Source organism: Microcystis sp. M169S2 (assembly GCF_020245865.1).
In the GTDB taxonomy this organism is placed as follows: domain Bacteria; phylum Cyanobacteriota; class Cyanobacteriia; order Cyanobacteriales; family Microcystaceae; genus Microcystis; species Microcystis ichthyoblabe_A.
Map to the genome: position 1 here is coordinate 1 of NZ_JADBUB010000192.1, position 17,055 is coordinate 17,055.

Genomic DNA, 17,055 nt, shown 5'->3' on the forward strand with positions numbered 1-17,055 from the left:
ATTAAGAAAACTGAAGGCGAGAACTTACAAAGACTTAATAGAAGGGATTGAATTAGCTATGTTAGAAGTTACTCAAAAAGATATTCGCAATTGGTTTACTCACTGTTGCTACTGTACCTCATGAGTCAGAGAATTGCTATAGTAGCGGCAGTGGGATTAGAAAAAGGGGTTTATTTAACCGAAGATGGCGGTAAAAATTGGTCAAATATTTTCCCCACCACGGCACTGATAACCTCTCTAGCTATTACCCCCAACAATCCTGATCGAATTTTTTTCGGGGATGAACAGGGTAAATTATACAGTTCCTCCGATGGGGGGAAAACTTGGCAGAATCTCCCCTTACCTGCTAATGTGGGGGCAGTGGATACAATTGCTTTTTCTCCTAATTTAGACAGGGATAAAACCTTTTTTGTCGGCACAAAAGAAGCGGGGATTTTTAAAACCGTTGATGATGGTAAAACCTTCCAAGCTGTTAACGAAGGAATTAAAGATAAAATCATCGAAGACATCGTTATTTCTCCCGACTATGCCCAAAATTTAACCGTTTATGCCATTACTTGGCATGACGGAATGTATGTTTCTCAGGATGGGGGGAAAACTTGGACAAAAATGAGCGATGGTTTAACTAAAGACAAACAAGCTGATGATTATAAAGTTTCCCATTTTATGGATTTAAAAGTCGTTAAAGATACGATGTTTTTGGGGGGATTTAATGGCTTATTTAAAACCACGGATAGCGGCAAACAATGGCAGGAAATAGAAACTTTAGCCCGGGGAACAGTTATCGCCATGGCGGTTTCTCCTAATTATGCCGAGGATGCCACCGTCGTCATTACTAATTATGTAGGCAATATCTTCATCAGTCGGGATAAAGGGGAAACTTGGACACCAATTAATCGCGGTTTAGAAGTTTATCGACTTGGTAAAGATCCGGAAGAATCAGGGCAAGATCCCCGGCGTTTCTTTGACATTGCCTTTTCTCCTAACTATGGACAAGATAGAACTATTTTTGCTGGGTTTTTACGCAATAGATTTGCCAAATCCGCTAACGGTGGTGATTTATGGAAAATTATCGAAATTGATGAAGGAGTCCGCGGTCCGAGAATAGTTCCTTCCCCAGATTTTGCCAAGGATAAAACTCTTTTTCTCAGCAATCAGCAGGGGAGAATATTTCGTTCTACCGATGGAGGAAATACGGTTAAAAATATCAGTGAAGTGGGCAGAATTTTCGGTAATTACGCCCCTGCCATGGTAGCTTCCCCCGATTTTGCTAAGGATAAAACTTTGTTTGTCACGGGAACAGAGGGTATTTATCAAAGTGTTGATGGTGGACTAACTTGGAAAAATGTCAGTCAAGGAACCCCCCTATCAAAAAGCTCTAATGTGCAGTTGGCAATGTCTCCCAATTATCCCAGTGATGGAACTATTTTTGCTGGGACAATTTCTGGTTTGTTTGTCACCAAAGATGGGGCTAAAAGTTGGACAAAATTAGAGAAACCAGGGTTTAATCCGCAGGCATCAGTAGAAACCATTGCTATCTCTCCTGATTATGCTAATGATCGCACGGTAATGGTTAGTTTACAGGGAAATGGATTGTTTAAATCTACCGATGGCGGGGAAAATTTTAAGCTAATTGGTGATCCTAAAATACCCCTAGTGAAAATTCATAGTATCCCTTCCTCTGGGATCTCGGTCCAGTTTTCTCCTAATTACGCTCAAGATAAAACTTTATTCGGTTTTGGTGGCGCTAAAACTACAGTTTTTCGTTCCACCGATGGGGGAGAAACTTGGACAAGTGTAACTATTCCTCCTCACGCGGAAGAAAATACACCCCGCTATAAAATCGGTGAATTTTTCTCCAGTCCCCTTGTCACAATCTTGCGCGTGGTTATCCCGATTCTCCTGGCAATCGCCGCTTATTTTCTGGTGGGTTTCTTGAAACTGGAGAAAGTTATTAATCTTCCTAAATCCTTCTTCCGCGTGTCAGCAGCATTGATGATTTTTCTGTTTGTTTTCTTCGCTATCATTAGCCAAGTTTAGCGGAAATTTTCACCGGCGGGGCTTGACAAATCCCGCCGCTTGCCTTACACTTGTATGTATAATGGGAATCCGTGCCTGCCTGCGACCTCTGATTTTTACAGCAGTCAACCCCTCAGAGAATTAACCATCGGCAACGTAGGGATTGACCATCTTAGCGGGGTCAACAATGCGATCAAAATCCGCTTCCTCGATGTATCCCAGTTGCAAGGCTGCCACTTTCAGGGTTAAGTCCTTTTCTAGGGCATAATGAGCGACGTAGGCAGCCTTTTGGTAGCCAATCACGGGACTTAAAGCAGTCACCAGCATCAAGGATTGATTTAAAAAAGTCTCAATTTGTTTTTGATTAGCAGTCATCCCCTTAACCAAAAACTGACAGAAATTGCCGCAACCATCAGTGAGCAGCCGGATAGACTGCATAAGATTATGAATCAACAGCGGTTTATAGACATTCATTTCCAGATGTCCTCCGGCGCCTCCCATCGTCACCGCTAAATCATTAGCCATCACCTGCACTGCTATCATCGATAAAGCTTCGCATTGGGTGGGGTTAACTTTCCCCGGCATAATTGAAGAACCCGGTTCATTTTCTGGCAGCTGTAATTCTCCGATTCCACAACGGGGACCGCAGCTAAGTAAACGGATATCATTAGCAATTTTATACAGGGAACTAGCGATAGTTTTCAGTCCCCCGCTCAAGAAAACCAGAGCATCGTGGGAACCTTGCACTGTAAACTTATTAGGAGCGGTAATAAAAGGTAATTTGGTCAGATTAGCGATTTCGGCAGCCACATCTCGATCAAAATCTGGGGGAGCATTAATTCCCGTACCCACTGCTGTTCCTCCCAAGGATAAACGATAGACTTTTTCTAGACATTTTTCTAGCCAATCGCTGCTATCATCTAATAAACCCACATAACCGGAGAATTCTTGTCCGAGGGTTAAAGGGGTGGCATCCTGTAGGTGAGTACGACCAATTTTAACTATATTTGCCCATAATTGCGCCTTTTCATCGAGACTATTCCGTAATAGTTGCAGACTGGGAATTAATTTTTCCTTGACTGCCAAGGCAACGGCAATATACATGGCCGAGGGAAAGGAATCATTAGTCGATTGGGACATATTAACATGATCGTTGGGATCGACGGGAGTTTTGCTACCCAGAGGATTCCCCGTCAGTTGACTACAACGATTGGAGATGACTTCGTTGATGTTCATGTTAAACTGGGTGCCACTTCCCGTCATCCAAACGTAGAGGGGAAAGTTATCCGCGTGTTGTCCGGCTAAAATTTCATCGCAGACTTGACAGATAAGGTTTTTTCTCTCCTGACTGAGACGATTTTTTTGCTGATTGACAATTGCACAGGCTTTTTTGAGAATGGCATAGGACCCAATCATCTCCCGGGGCATGAGATTATCACCGATACTAAAGTATTGTAGGGATCTTTGGGTCTGCGCTCCCCAAAGTTTATCGGCAGGTACGGGAATTTCTCCCATGCTGTCTTTCTCGATGCGAAATTCTGTCATCTTTAAGTTACTTCTGCATCTGGCCTGAAAAGAGAGGGTCTCCAGGACGACACGGATTCCCATTATAATAAAAGTATAAGTCAAGTCTGGCTGGTTTGTCAAGCCCTATGGGGACTTTTTCTGGCGGCATTTTTACCCAGGAGGGTTACAAGAATAACTGGCAGGTTGCTGGGCGATTAGGATGATTAAATGAGACAAAAACTGTTATATTTTAGGGGAGATAATCGGTAAAAAAGACGGGATTGGAGACTATGGACACAGCGATCGCATTAAGTTGGACATTGGGAATTATCTTAGGGTTGATGACCCTTTTGTTTATCTTAAGGATCGTGCTGACTTGGAATCCACAGGTAGATTTAAATAGCTTTCCCTTTAATATTATTGCCTGGCCCACAGAACCTTTTTTAATCCCCGTGCGTAAACTCATCCCACCCTTGGGAGGAGTTGATATTTCTCCAATTATTTGGGTGGGAATTTGTACGCTGCTGCGGGAAATTCTTCTCGGTCAACAGGGTTTAATTACCATGGCCTTAAAATAATTATTCACGCAACTAGAATATGCTGACATAATTTATGTTCTAACTCTCGTTCCTCTTTTTCTAGGGTAAGAATCGCCTGTTTGATAATACTTTTAACATCCATCCCCTGGTCGTATTGTTTTAACCATTGTTGTGCCGTGTTACCTTCGCGGAGGATTTTTTGTAGGGGAGAGAGGAAACAACTAAAACCCCTTTCTTTAGCGATCGGATAAACTTGAACATAGAGGTCTTTAATCCAATCCCTAGCTAAGATTTCCCGGCCATCGTACCAATGTCTCAGGGTGGCATCAAGACTAAAACGTGCGGCAGCCTGTTCGTTTTCTTGGGTTAAAGTTAATAAATCCTCGCCGCGATTGCTGCTGGGTAATTGACTTAAAATTAAGGGGTCTAATTGGGGATCCTGTAAAAGTTGAGTTAAACGGGCCTCTAAAAAAGCCATAACTGCTAATAAACTAATAGGATTAGCAATCAGGTCACAAATTCGCAATTCTAGACGATTGAGATTATAGGGACGATTGCCACCGTTAGGACGTACCGAAACCCAGAGATGACGAACATTCTGCATCGTACCGAGCTTTAATTGTTCCTCGGTCCAGGTGACAAAATGTTTATGACTTTCAAAGAGGGGAACATAAGCGGGAGTTTGGGGGAAAACTTGCCAACGACGGGAATGGGACCCAGTGATTTTCCCATCGAGAAAAGGAGAGGAAGCGCTTAAAGCCAAGTATAAAGGAGCTTCTAGGCGAATTAAGCGACAGGCACGCATTAAATCCTCATAATCGCTAATACCGACGTTAATATGAATACTGGCCGTGACTACATTAGTGCCGTAGGTCTGTTCGATATAGTCATGATAGGGATTGTGGGGGTCACTGCGATAAAAATATTGACTATCGCCCAAGGAGAGGGTACTGCCGGGGATGAGGGTATAATCGCCTAAACGACGCAAATATTGCCGTAGAGCCAGACGAGGTTTTAAAGTAGCGCATAAAAGACGGTCATAGTTAGTCATGGGAGCCGTAGTATATTCTACGTTACGACTATCCGGTTCCCGGACAAAACCATCTAAATCCTTGACAATGCGATCGGATAAACCGATAATTTCTCCGGCTGCTGTTCCGGTGTACATTTCCACTTCAAAACCTTTACTTAGGAGCATCGTCAATTCACCCTGCTGTGTCTAATTTGTAGTGTGACATTATTTGGACTGTAAATGACGTTCAATCAGCAGAATCGCCACTATATCATCAATGGGGCGATCGGGAAGACGCATACCTTGGGGGATGAGTTTCTGTAATCCTTTGGGGGGGAACATTTGCCAATAGCGATCGCGAGCTTCTAGGGTACTATTGCGTTCATCTACTAGAGTAATCGGGATGGTGACACGAGCGGCAATTTTTTCGCGCCAACTTTTTGAGGTGGTTTGATTCCCCATCACCAATAATTCGATCGGATATTGTTGACAGAGACTGGCTAAACGCTCGATCGCTTGTGACGATGATATCACCTCATGGGTATAAATTTTCCCCGTCGATGACCTGACCGCGATTCCACATTTATCCTTACCCGGATCAAAACCGAGAATACACATAGTTTTTATCTTCTGCAGCAGTGGTCGGTTTTATTAAATCACTAAATCAGCGACTGTTTTGATTGTCAAGGGTGTGGGCTTCGGCCGTGAGCTCAGCCGAACGGGTGTGGGAAGTGGGGATAATAAATAAAAATAGTCTCGGAGTCTCGGAGTCTCGGAGTCTTCTTAATACTGTCTCCTGACAAATATGATAATGCTCAACGGATTTAGTCTCGGTGAAAATTTAACGGGAGAGATAGCGGCTTTGAGTGCGGCGGCGCTTTGGGCGGTTTCTGCGGCGATTTATAGCCTATTAGGCCAGAAAATCCCGCCTTTATTGCTTAATTTTCTGAAAGGAGTAGTCGCGATCGCTTTAATTGCCCTGACGCTGCCCCTTTCCGGACAATGGCGCGGTATTAATCAACAAAGTTCGGTATTTATACTCTTGACAAGTGGCGCAATTGGTATAGGAATCGGTGACACGGCATATTTTACCGCCCTTAATTATTTGGGACCGCGAAAAACCCTCCTGTTAGAAACCCTTTCGCCTCCCTTGGGGGCGATTCTAGCGGCGACTTTTTTGGGGGAATCCCTGAAAATATCGGCTTATATTGGCATTATTTTGACCATCTTCGGGGTTGCTTGGGTTATTTCCGAAAAAACTCCCGAAATCAATAGTCAACGCCCCTGGCGGCAGGGAATTCTCTGGGCTTTAATTGCGGCGATTTCCCAAGCGGTGGGGGCGGTTTTATCTCGTCAGGCACTGGTGCAGTCGGGAATCTCTTCTTTGCAGAGTACCCTTTTTCGTCTGTTAGCGGGGACGGGAATAGTGTTAATTCTGATGTTTTTTCGCCGTCAGGAATCATCACCAGCGATTAACTGGTCATTGCGTCTGATTGCTATTATTATTGTCACCGCTTTTGGCAGTACGTTTTTAGGGATATGGTTACAGCAAACTGCTTTAAAATTCTCTCCTGTGGGTATTGCCCAAACTCTCACCGCTACCAGTCCTTTATTTGTCTTGCCGATCGCTGCCATGATGGGGGATCGGATTAACTTGCGGGCGATTTTCGGGGTGATGATTGCCTTGCTAGGAATCGGGATTTTGTTTCAATAAGTAGTTTATTCATCGGTTTGTAGTCTTGTTTTAGCAATAATACGGGTTTTCTTTAAATCGCCCTCGCTCAATTCTTCTCCCACCTGTAAACGGGTGGCATTAGTTTGGAGGACAGTGGCGGCGTTTTTTTCTCCCAATTGTAGAGCGGTTTTGGCTGCGGTTTGTAGCATGGTGGCGGCGGCTGCTCGATCGCCTTGTTTTAATTTTTCTTCAGCGATTTGGGTTTGACGATATTTGGCTAAAGTCAGAATCGATTTCTGAACTTGATCGTTTAATTGGGATTGATAGAGAGCTTGGGAGGTTATATTAAGGCTAACAGTCGCAGTTTCTAGCCCTTTTTGACCGGAAGCGGGATCATCGTAGCGAATCTTCACCTTAGCTATGGTGTGAGTACCGGGGGGAATTTGGTCAATATAGAGATTGAGGAGGAGAATTTTTTCTTCATCTATCATTAAATCCCCCAAACGGGTGATGTAAAAATTGCCCTCTTTTTGTAGGCTCATTTCTATAGTTTCTGGGGCAACTTGGGCAATGGGTTTTAACTCCGCTAAATGAGTCCGAGCATCTAATTCTAATTGCAAGAAAGCGTTAGTTAACCGGACAGATTGCAGACGGTTAAATAGACGAGTAAATTCAATTAAAGCCTGTTCGGGTCTTTCGATATAGGATAAGCTTCCGCCAGCGATATCGGCAATTTTTTCTAGGATATCTTGATTCCAATGATCGCCAAAACCGAAGGTATTTAAGGTGATACCGTACTCAGCTGCTACTGCGGCTAATTTTAAACAGCGTTGATTATCTCCGTGTTCATTTTCACCATCGGTAAGCAGAAAAATATGAGACACATAACCTTTGCTGCCGCTGGAACTTTCTTGAATACCTAATTTTATCCCTTCATCGATCGCCGTACCTCCTCCCGCTCGTAATTGTTGAATTTTTGAGCGAATTAAGGTCAGATCATCCTGTCGTGATTGGGAGGGAAGAATAACTTTAGCGCGATGATCGAAAGCTATCACCGAGAGACGATCATTAACTCCGAGGGATTCTATTAAACTTAAAGCCGCTTTTTTGACCGTTTCCAGGGGTTTTCCCTGCATAGAACCGCTATGATCGAGAACTAAACAAAGATTAATCGGTAAATTTGTGTTGATCTGTTCACTGGTGGCGGCGATCGATAGCATCAATTGACGTTGACTGCTGCTTTGATTAGCATCGATATTACTGTCACTCAAGGCCGATTTTAGAGTTACCCGCATAAGAGTTTTTAATCGTGGTCGTTGATATTTATATTGTAATGATTATAGTTAAATTTGTGCTTATTTTCCCATTTGGCATCGAGTCAGACAAGTTGTCAAACCGGGTGCATCTCATTTTTGTCAATCTACATTGATCTTAAAAATTAGGAATTGTCCCCAAAAAAGGGGCTAAATCAATCAATAAGTCCCGAACAAAAAGTGGAAACGCTACCGCGTTAGTTTCATCTCATATTCCGTACTGGTTAAGAAAAGATAAAAAATAAACTCAGAAATAGCGACGGAATAGCTACAATCAAATCAACCAGTCACTCACCTGACAATGACTCAACTAACCGTTAAAAATCTCGACTATTTAGGCATGATCGCCGCTATCATTGATGAGCTAGGCATTGTGGACTATGTTAATCAACAACTTGGAGAAAAAGACACCACTAAAATCCGTGCAGGTCTAGTCGTTAAGGCAATAGACATCTCCAAAAATTATAACCCAGTCACAGCTTGATTTTAGCCTATGTACTAATTAAGCAGTTCGATAGCTGAAATGTATATCTGTCGTTGCTAATTCAATTTTACTGAAAAAATATGAGGCAATTAAAATAATTTTTATTCGGGTATATTCCTTGACTAGAAAGACTTTTGGTCTTGAGATAATATTAGGTCGAGGTCTAATGATTCTCATTAGATAAAAAGTCAGGTCGTGATGAGCAACTGCTGGTCCACTACAAACAACAGCAAGGCATCGAGAGAGGTTTTTGCTTTCTCAAAGACCCTCTGTTTTTTGCTTCGAGTCTGTAGAGGGAATAGATAATCAGTTTTTAATAACTGGATTTAGTATTATTAGTACAAAAAGACCATTTTGAGGTTAACGAATTGATTGGGGTTTGAGCGAGCCAATTAGCAATCGCACTCTCGGCAATGTTCTACTTACCCTACTCGCTAAAAAGCATACAGGATAAAGGTAACAGCAGCTTTAAAACCCTTCCCCTAAAAAATTAAGCGAACAATGAGTACGGAATGTGGGTTTCATTCTGGTCGCGATTCATCTCGCTCCATTGAGATCGAAATAATTGAATATGGCTAAATTACCAGAGGAAACCTTAACGAGCATTTTTGATCTACTGCGTCAACTGGCAGAGCAGATAGAATCAGAAGAATTAAGCCTAAACAGTAGCTATCTTCTATTGTAGGGGAAAGGGCAAGGGTTTAAGAAAAAATTATCATCTTCCCCTTGCCAGACTTCTGCAAGCAGTCTATTAATTACTATTTTCTTCAGGAGGAGGAGGTGATAAAACCGGAGGAGCAATCGGTTCAATTTTATCCTCATTAACCGGGGGATTAATCACCTCTGGAACAGGGGAAGGAGAAGGGGAAGGAGAAGGAAGGGGAGAAACTTGAGGACTCGGCTCTGTTTCAGGAAGGGGAACAGGAATAGGAATTACTTCTTCTGGGGTGGGACTAGGAGTTAATTCTGGAGTCACTTCTGGAGTAGGAATCACCTCTGGGGTAGGAGTCGGGGATGGAGTAGGAGTCGGGGAATAAATGGGAGTCCGTTGACGAGAAGGTCGTCGGATAGGGGGAAAATCTTGGGAGGGAGGAGGAATGATTTCAGGACTAGGAGAAGGTTCGATGGTTGGTGATGGTTCGATTTCCTCATTTTTGGGTAAAAGAGCCATAAATCCCCGATATCCCAGGGCAAAAGCTCCAATTGTCACCGCAAAAATCAGCAAAATCCGCAGCCAAGGATTCTTTTTTTCCCCGGAATTGGGTTGAATAACCACAGTGGGGGAGACGGTTGGTTTTTGGGGTGTAGAGGACTTTAATCGGGGACTATGGGGAGAAACTGCGATAGTCGGTTGGGTGGACAAATCCGGGGATATTTCTGCCAAAGCTGCCAACATTTCCCTAGCAGTAGCAAACCGATCGCGGGGATGAAAACGGATCGCTTGATCGATTACCATAGCTAAATTAGGATTAACATTTTCTGCCTCCTGTCGCCAGAGAATTTCCCCCGTGCGCGAGTCAGTTTCTAGATATTGGGGAGTTTTTCCCGTTAATAAAAAAATCGCCGTTAAGCCTAGGCTATAAAGGTCACTAGAAAAGACCGGTCTCCCGGCAGCCTGTTCCGAAGCCATATAACCGGGGGTGCCAAGGGCGATCGAATAGGCACTTTTTCCCGTAGGATCGAGTAAGGTGGCCACTGCCTCTTTCATTACCCCAAAATCGATTAAAACGGGCAAATTATCACTATTTCTTAAGATAATATTATCGGGTTTCACATCCCGGTGAATAATGCGGCGACTGTGAATAAAATCAATAACAGGCAGTAAATTCTCTAAAATCGTCCGCACTGCTGAGGAAGATAAATTTCCCTGTCGTTGCTGTTTTTGGGTTAGTGTCTCCCCTTCAATCCATTCCTGCACCAGATAGAAATGATTATCTTGGGCAAAATAACCGTATAAACGGGGTATTTGGCGATTTTGTTCCCCCAATTCCTCTAAAACGCTTGCTTCTTTCTGAAAACGTTCTTTTAACCATTCTGGCATCCCCTCACTTTGAATAGCCGGCTGCAATTTTTTAATCACACAGCGCCGTTGAGAAGGCATATTCGTATCGATGGCGATATAAGTTTCCCCAAATCCCCCCCTAGCAAGGATACTAACAATTTGGTAGCGATTGTTTAAAAGCACTAGATTCATTACCCTGAGAGTGCAAGCGTGGTCCTAGATTGTTCCTAGACTAACATTCTTTTGTTAAGGAAAAAGTCAAGGGAAAAACTAGAGTCAAGTCTAAGGAATCCAGCGACGGATTTTCGTCCACAAAGGTGCATTATCTTGACTACTCATCTCCTGAAAACTTTGATAACAATCGTAGGCGCGATTAAGCTGGGCCGTGATTTCCGTCGCATTGGGATGAGAATTGCGATCGGGATGCCAATAACACAAGAGAGTTTTATAATTATTCTCAATCCGGCTAGTCGTGCTAAAAGGAGTAATCCCCAAAACTCGCCACCAAACGGGATTAGCGGACTCTATAATCATCACGGCCAAGGAACGGGGCGAAGGATAGAGAATTTGGGCGATTAATAACCAATCTGCCCCATAACACCGCCGATAAACCGCTTTAACTCGCTCTTTTCCCAACTGTTCACAAGCTTGTAAATGCCATTGACGAAAATCCCTCCGCATCTGCTGATGAGTTCGCAAATCTCGCTGGGCAAATCTGCCCTCAGCTAGTTTATTAGTGCCAATAGTGTTAAAGTTACCATTAGCGATCGCTTTTAGATCCCAGTAGAGATGATAAAAAGGATCTTGAGCCAAGGCGAGACTTTCGAGAATTTCCTTAGCGTAACCTCTAGCCGGATTTAATCGCAATAATTCCCGTAATTCCCGACAAAACTGCTCATTTTCGGGCATACCACGCCATTGCCAATAGTTAACATCCGGTTTTGCCAGAGACTGCCTATATATACTACGCCAAACTTGCGGAACAGTACAAGCGATCGGGGTAGCCAAGGGAGTAGCCAGGGGATAAAATTGACCCTTTAAAGAGCTTTCAGGAGCATCTTCTAGTAAACAGGCAAGATGATAGGCGGGATGACTACGGGGCTTTTTTTGGGGGCTAATAAACCAAAAAGCCGTTAAAATGACAATTAAGTACAGGAGTAGAGAAAGAATTTGCTCCGCCATCGCCACTTTTAGTTAGTCTGCTCAGTTACCTCAAGAATTATAATTTGTGCTATGGTCGCTGAAAAGTTCTTTGTATCTCGGCTGATTGTCAGAAATCTACAAAATGGGGTGATATGTCGAAAGTTTCCCCATATCCTTACTCTGGTTATTCGGAAAGTTTCTGTATAATTAACAGTTAGATAAATCCAAAAATACTTTAAATCACTTTGCAGATGTGTGTATTAGCTGAGCAGATGTGTGTATTAGCTGAGGTTAGAAACTGGACTGCCTTCATCCTCACCGTAGTTGGCGGATGCATAGCTATACAGACGTATTTAGGCAACCAGAAACAGCGTCGTCTGGAGAATAGCTTTCGACTGATGGCCATGTTTAGGGAATATTTGCACGAAGGGGATATAGAAGCTTGGAAAAATATTTTTCATGCTACTTCGGAACCAGCGGGAGCGAAGAAAGGATTTCTAGTGCAAGTTATCGACGGCAAAAGTTTACAACGTCCGCTATCTGATCTCTTCAGTGAGGGTCCCCCTGACAATGGTGCTGTAGAGCGTATGGCTGAGTTCTTTGACTTGATCAGTAACGAAGCGCTCAATAAGACAATTGAAATTCGCCTACTTTACTTTCAGCTAGGACAGTTGATGGATACTATACATTCCTGGATAACAATAATAGATGGCCCTTACGGTGAAGGTACCCTCTTAGAAGCACAATATCCCGACTTTGATCGCTTATATAAGAAGAGGATGATTGATGCTAAATGGGCAAAAAAGACCTATACGCATATTGGTTAGGTACTCATCGGCTGTCTTATTCTTTAGTGTGACAGGACCCATTGGGGTGCGTTCCTTAATGCGAGTCCTACCGCTGCAGCGATCAATTTTGGGGAACACACCATGGTCATTGATTCAAGTAAATGATTATAAGCTAAAAACGTCTAGGCACAGCGACGGACGGGAGTGCGATCGGATATAGACAAATATGGAGGCATTTTACCTTACTTTTTGGAGCCGTGATCTGTGGGCAATATGACATGATTAATAGAAGAAACAGGGAGTAAAGAGCATGACTACCTATCAAGATGTTCGCCGGCAAGTTGAGAATCTCACCCCAGACGAGCAACTTCGCTTATTAAAAGAGTTAGCTGTAATGGTTCGTCGCCCTATGCTTGTTAAGCCCAAGCATAGCATTATGGAACTAGAAGGACTAGGAAAAGAAATCTGGAATGGACTTGATGCTCAAGAGTACGTTAATCAGGAACGTGCCTCATGGAATGGCTGATGCAACTACAAGGTCAAGTTGTGGGGTTGGATACCGCACCACTCATTTACCTGATTGAGCAAAATCAGGTATATTTAGGGCTTGTTCGTGCCTTTTTTGGGGCAGTGAGTCGAGGCGAGTTTCAAGTTGTTACCTCTACGTTGACGCTGACGGAAGTTTTGGTGCATCCATTACGCTCAGGCAATGTAGAACTTGCCTGCCAGTATCGTGATATTCTTCTCGATCAAGAAAACTTAATTACTGTACCTATTTCCCTTGAGATTGCCGAAGTTGCCGCCCAGTTAAGAGCAAGACAAAACTTGCGAACTCCAGACGCAATCCAGATTGCCACTGCTATGGGAGAAGGTGCTATGTTTTTCTTGACCAATGATGCCCGTTTAGCTGCTGTCCCAGATTTAAAAGTTTTGGTTTTGGATGCTCTGTAACAGTACACCAATCTGGTAGCGTGCGTTCCTTAAACATTGATTTAAGCAAATGATAATAAGCTAAAAACATCTATGCACAGCGACGGACGGGAGTGCGAGTGCCGTCGAATAATTGTAAATTTTTGTTACGAAGTGCAGTCAGATTGAACAATTGGTGCTAAAACCTTGGGGGAAAGCTGATGTTATTTCGGCTGATTGTCAGTAATCCACAAAACGGGGTGATATGTCGAAAGTTTCCATATATTCCTACTTTGGTTATTCGGAAAGTTTCTGTATAATCAATGGTTAGCTGGCCTCGTAATATCACGATGTATCTGATTAGGAGCGATATTATGCGACTTAGTGAAAATTTTTTACAGCCAGCATTGTCAGATGATTTTTACTGGCTCAACGAGCCGACGCATTATCGTTTGGGTAATGGCTTGGAAATTTCTACAGATGAAAAAACTGATTTTTGGCAAAACACACACTATGGTTTTCAAAGAGACGATGGGCATTGCTTATTGATGCGACAAGTTGGCGATTTTTCCCTAATGACCCAAGTAGAATTTCAGCCTCGGGAAAAATATGATCAATGTGGCCTAATGGTGCGGATTGACAGTCGGAATTGGATAAAAGTTTCCACGGAATATGAAAGCGAACAAGCTAGTCGGCTTGGTTCTGTGGTGACCAATTTGGGATATTCTGATTGGGCAACGCAAGACATTTCTTCACGATACCGCGAAATGTGGTATCGCATCAGTAAACGGGGGAGCGATTTTCTGCTAGAGAATTCTTATGATGGGCAGGCTTGGCTGCAAATGCGGATCACACACTTACACAAGATAGCCGACGATTGCCAAATCGGAGTGTATGCCTGCAGCCCGATAGGCAAAGCGTTTCGCTGTTGTTTCAAAACCTTGGAAATCTCAGACAATCAGTGGCTGGTAATACCAGAAGCCAGCTAATAACTGTATGCACCCGACTGGCACTTATGCGCCTTAACGCCTGGCTTGTTGTGGTTCACGGCTTGTTTGTCTTATGCTAGAGTTTCATAATTACCCAAAGCTAATGAGGCCAAAAATAATGGACAAAAATAAGCCAGAAGAAGTTCAAGAGGCAATGATTTCAGTGGGAGTGGGTACAGCGATTGGAGCTAGTGCATCGGCAGTAGTTGGCGGTATGGGACTTGCTGTAGGAGGAACTGCTCTAGGAGTCGGTATGGCTCCAGTAGCAGCGGCAGGAGCAGTGGTCGGCACAGCAGTTTACGGAACCAAGAAAGCAATAGAAGAACAAGACGCAACGGCAATTGGAGCAGCGGCAATTGGTGCGGGTGCTGGAGCCGGTATATCAGCATTAGTTGGAGGTATGGGATTAGCAGTAGGGGGGACGGCAGTTGCAGTGACGATGGCTCCCGTTGCGGCAGTAGGAGCAGTAATTGGTTTGGCTGGGTATGGTATCTCTAAATTATTCACTGAATAAGCAATGGCTAAACGGAAAAGACAGTCCCCCAATGCTGCTCAAAAATTAGTAAGAGGAGCAATTCGGGACTTTATTAATCAGGTTAATGGCATAGTTATTGAGCCGGAGATAAATACTCCTGTAAAGGGTACAGAGGCTTGGTATCGGGACAAACTGGCTGGGGAATTAGGAGGAAAAACCGAGGTTTACATTGATAAGGTAGGTAGAATAGATGTCTTAACTAATACTGAAATAATTGAAGTTAAAAATACAAAAGGCTGGAAATCAGCGATCGGGCAAATCAAGAGTTATGGACAGTATTATCCCAAGCATAAAATGAGAGTTCACCTATTTGGGAAATTGACTGAAAGTAAACTGGAAACTATTCAGAGAGTATGTAAACTAGAAGGTATAACTCTAACTTGGGAATAGTATGATCGCTGCTCTGGTAGGGTGCGTTCCCTGATGCGGGTCCTACCGCTGCAGCGATCAATTTTAAGGAAACCCAACATCCTTATCTGTTACTATGAAAGGGTATAATAAGCTTACTTTAAATCATCAAAGAGGTAACAAAACCTTAATGGAAAGTCGTATCCATATCCATCCAGATATTTGTAATGGAAGACCTGTTATAGCTGGAACCCGAATTCCTGTGCAAACAGTTATGGAATTTTTGGGAGCAGGGGATTCTATTGAAGAAGTCCTTGAAGAATATCCTTCTCTGAATCGAGAAGATATTTATGCCTGTATGCAATTTGCAGCAAGATTGATGGCGAATCACTATGAAGTCAGAAAAATTGCATGAATGGTTTTTTCTTCGATGAAAATTTACCAGCTAAAATCCTGTTCACTCCATCTTTACCGATCATTTTTAGGGAGAAGTCCAAGGGATACGGAAATTTGGCAATATGCAAAGGATAAAAAACTGGTTATTGTTACGAAAGATACAGACTTTTCCTATCAACTAATGCTTAATTTTTTTTGCACCTAAAGTAGTACATCTCCGTTTTGGCAATATACGAAAACGAGAATTTCATCAGTTTTTAGCTCGTATTTGACCAGAGTTTGAAGCTTTGGTTATTGAACATAAATTAGTTAATGTCTATTTAGATCGAATTGAAGCATTTAGATAATTTTTCCTAACATTCATTGCGATATAGCTAAGGTGGGTAATGCCTGCCTTACTCTAGGGAAAGTCCAGTAATAATATCTTCTGGGGGAATCCCAGCCTGAATTAAATTGGTTGTTAATCCTTCTTCAAGATTATCATCTTCAATGACAATTTTATTTTTCAATAAACGAGCGTGAAATAAAATTGTATTAATCCACGCTTCTTTTTCCCAACCAGTCATAATTATTAAAAAGTTGCCTGATTCTGGATCACAAACTGGGGTAATTTTAAGGGTTTGTAATCGAGGTTGCATCGCCGACTCTTTTCTGATAACTTGAGTCAGAATATCGGCATAATTTACTGTGTTATCCATTCGCAAATTATCTCCTTTTGAGGATTATAAATAATTAAATTGATTCTATAGCGGTGTGCAGTCGTATGAGGTACAGTTTCACGAGCTATAAACCATGCTAGGCAAAGCTTGGTTTGTATCTCACTCAAGCGCTTACCGCTATATTACGTTTAATAACCAGTTGGAAAATAGCTTTTTTGAAGTGTTTTAAATAAACCGCTTGACTAATGCCCAAAAAAAGTTTTCTTTCAGGTTCTTGTGAATCTAAAGCCCATTGGTATAATTAAAGTTGTCCTATTGTTTTTTCTAATTCACTGATAACTGAAGGCGTATCAAAGTCTTTGATTTCTACGGCAATTTTACGTTCTTCTTTTTCCGCAGCAAAAAACTTTTCTGCTCCTAAATCAGCTTTAAGCAAGGTTTTTTCTAAGGTTAGAATTAAAGGATCATCAGTGATTTTCCAACCCTCTTTTTCTAAAGTATGACGTAATGATAAATGTAGATCGTCTCGTCTGGACATCCTTATAAACCCTGCTTAAGAGGTTCGATTTCTATTCTACTACAGTTCGCCCTAATTCGGAGGCTCTTCTGGTTTTCGTGTGTTAATTTTTGTTATGAATTAAAGCAAGCAAACAGCTTAAGTCGAAGATGTTGAAAATTGGTAAATCCATAACTCATTCTTTTAATAAGCTTTATTTTGGTATTCATTCCCTCAATTAA

19 protein-coding genes and 3 pseudogenes are annotated in these 17,055 nt (G+C 42.5%); 13 read left to right on the top strand and 9 right to left on the bottom strand.

Annotated features, from left to right (window positions below; all coding sequences use genetic code 11):
- Positions 1-124, top strand: a pseudogene (locus IM485_RS18260) (IS630-like element ISMae26 family transposase); the annotation flags it as partial.
- A gap of 14 nt (positions 125-138) precedes the next feature.
- Positions 139-2,040, top strand: a pseudogene (locus IM485_RS18265) (WD40/YVTN/BNR-like repeat-containing protein); the annotation flags it as partial.
- A gap of 120 nt (positions 2,041-2,160) precedes the next feature.
- Here the strand turns inward: IM485_RS18265 and fumC are convergent.
- The gene (gene fumC / locus IM485_RS18270; protein WP_287744836.1) at positions 2,161-3,564 is read right to left on the bottom strand and encodes a class II fumarate hydratase; all 1,404 of its coding nucleotides are present in this window, start codon (positions 3,562-3,564) and stop codon (positions 2,161-2,163) included.
- Between the two features lie 251 nt (positions 3,565-3,815).
- Here fumC and IM485_RS18275 point away from each other — a divergent pair, with 251 nt between their 5' ends.
- Entirely contained in the window at positions 3,816-4,103 is a 288-nt protein-coding gene (locus IM485_RS18275) for a YggT family protein (protein WP_002750032.1), read from the top strand.
- A 4-nt stretch (positions 4,104-4,107) separates the two neighbouring features.
- Here IM485_RS18275 and gshA read toward each other — a convergent pair whose 3' ends face one another.
- Both gshA and IM485_RS18285 read right to left on the bottom strand, forming a co-directional pair.
- Positions 4,108-5,262 carry a glutamate--cysteine ligase gene (gene gshA, locus IM485_RS18280; RefSeq protein ID WP_287744839.1) on the bottom strand — a complete coding sequence of 385 codons (1,155 nt, stop codon included), beginning with the start codon at positions 5,260-5,262 and terminating at the stop codon, positions 4,108-4,110.
- Between the two features lie 39 nt (positions 5,263-5,301).
- A complete protein-coding gene (locus IM485_RS18285) occupies positions 5,302-5,694 on the bottom strand; it encodes a pre-16S rRNA-processing nuclease YqgF (RefSeq protein WP_287744842.1) in 393 nt (130 codons plus the stop codon).
- 193 nt (positions 5,695-5,887) lie between these two features.
- Between IM485_RS18285 and IM485_RS18290 the strand changes: the two genes are divergently transcribed.
- Positions 5,888-6,790: a DMT family transporter gene (locus IM485_RS18290; protein WP_287744845.1), complete on the top strand. Its 903-nt coding sequence runs from the start codon at positions 5,888-5,890 to the stop codon at positions 6,788-6,790.
- A gap of 5 nt (positions 6,791-6,795) precedes the next feature.
- Here IM485_RS18290 and IM485_RS18295 read toward each other — a convergent pair whose 3' ends face one another.
- Positions 6,796-8,046: a vWA domain-containing protein gene (locus tag IM485_RS18295; RefSeq protein WP_287744848.1), complete on the bottom strand. Its 1,251-nt coding sequence runs from the start codon at positions 8,044-8,046 to the stop codon at positions 6,796-6,798.
- A gap of 319 nt (positions 8,047-8,365) precedes the next feature.
- On the opposite strand from IM485_RS18295, the gene IM485_RS18300 reads away from it, so the two are divergent.
- The gene (locus IM485_RS18300) at positions 8,366-8,548 is read left to right on the top strand and encodes a DUF4277 domain-containing protein (RefSeq protein ID WP_238142065.1); all 183 of its coding nucleotides are present in this window, start codon (positions 8,366-8,368) and stop codon (positions 8,546-8,548) included.
- A 751-nt stretch (positions 8,549-9,299) separates the two neighbouring features.
- Here IM485_RS18300 and IM485_RS18305 read toward each other — a convergent pair.
- Both IM485_RS18305 and IM485_RS18310 read right to left on the bottom strand, forming a co-directional pair.
- Positions 9,300-10,742, bottom strand: coding sequence for a serine/threonine-protein kinase (locus IM485_RS18305; RefSeq protein WP_104397579.1), 1,443 nt, complete (start codon positions 10,740-10,742; stop codon positions 9,300-9,302).
- Between the two features lie 90 nt (positions 10,743-10,832).
- On the bottom strand, positions 10,833-11,732 hold the full coding sequence (locus IM485_RS18310; RefSeq protein WP_104397578.1) for a J domain-containing protein: 900 nt from the start codon (positions 11,730-11,732) through the stop codon (positions 10,833-10,835).
- A 212-nt stretch (positions 11,733-11,944) separates the two neighbouring features.
- On the opposite strand from IM485_RS18310, the gene IM485_RS18315 reads away from it, so the two are divergent.
- From IM485_RS18315 to IM485_RS18350, 8 genes are all read left to right on the top strand, one after another.
- A complete protein-coding gene (locus IM485_RS18315) occupies positions 11,945-12,520 on the top strand; it encodes a hypothetical protein (RefSeq protein ID WP_104397577.1) in 576 nt (191 codons plus the stop codon).
- Positions 12,521-12,791: 271 nt separating this feature from the next.
- Positions 12,792-13,007 (top strand): hypothetical protein, encoded by a 216-nt coding sequence (locus tag IM485_RS18320; protein WP_002746864.1) that lies wholly within the window; start codon positions 12,792-12,794, stop codon positions 13,005-13,007.
- Positions 12,995-13,432 (top strand): type II toxin-antitoxin system VapC family toxin, encoded by a 438-nt coding sequence (locus IM485_RS18325; protein WP_287744853.1) that lies wholly within the window; start codon positions 12,995-12,997, stop codon positions 13,430-13,432. Before IM485_RS18320 ends, IM485_RS18325 begins: the two co-directional genes overlap by 13 nt.
- A gap of 332 nt (positions 13,433-13,764) precedes the next feature.
- Positions 13,765-14,379: a DUF1349 domain-containing protein gene (locus IM485_RS18330; protein ID WP_044000145.1), complete on the top strand. Its 615-nt coding sequence runs from the start codon at positions 13,765-13,767 to the stop codon at positions 14,377-14,379.
- Between the two features lie 115 nt (positions 14,380-14,494).
- Positions 14,495-14,893 (top strand): hypothetical protein, encoded by a 399-nt coding sequence (locus tag IM485_RS18335; RefSeq protein WP_079209156.1) that lies wholly within the window; start codon positions 14,495-14,497, stop codon positions 14,891-14,893.
- A gap of 3 nt (positions 14,894-14,896) precedes the next feature.
- A complete protein-coding gene (locus IM485_RS18340; RefSeq protein WP_104397575.1) occupies positions 14,897-15,304 on the top strand; it encodes a hypothetical protein in 408 nt (135 codons plus the stop codon).
- Between the two features lie 148 nt (positions 15,305-15,452).
- Positions 15,453-15,677: a DUF433 domain-containing protein gene (locus IM485_RS18345; protein ID WP_008199295.1), complete on the top strand. Its 225-nt coding sequence runs from the start codon at positions 15,453-15,455 to the stop codon at positions 15,675-15,677.
- A gap of 15 nt (positions 15,678-15,692) precedes the next feature.
- Complete coding sequence (locus IM485_RS18350; RefSeq protein ID WP_238142069.1) at positions 15,693-15,863, top strand: DUF5615 family PIN-like protein; 171 nt, start codon at positions 15,693-15,695, stop codon at positions 15,861-15,863.
- A 190-nt stretch (positions 15,864-16,053) separates the two neighbouring features.
- On the opposite strand, the gene IM485_RS18355 is transcribed toward IM485_RS18350, so the two are convergent.
- The 3 genes and pseudogenes from IM485_RS18355 to IM485_RS18365 form a co-directional block, all read right to left on the bottom strand.
- Entirely contained in the window at positions 16,054-16,356 is a 303-nt protein-coding gene (locus tag IM485_RS18355; protein WP_002784929.1) for an element excision factor XisI family protein, read from the bottom strand.
- Positions 16,341-16,855: pseudogene (locus IM485_RS18360) on the bottom strand (element excision factor XisH family protein). The gene IM485_RS18355 and the pseudogene IM485_RS18360 overlap by 16 nt, the downstream one beginning before the upstream one ends.
- A 92-nt stretch (positions 16,856-16,947) precedes the next feature.
- Positions 16,948-17,055 (bottom strand): transposase (locus tag IM485_RS18365; RefSeq protein WP_271928149.1); only part of this gene is annotated, 108 nt, incomplete at its 5' end.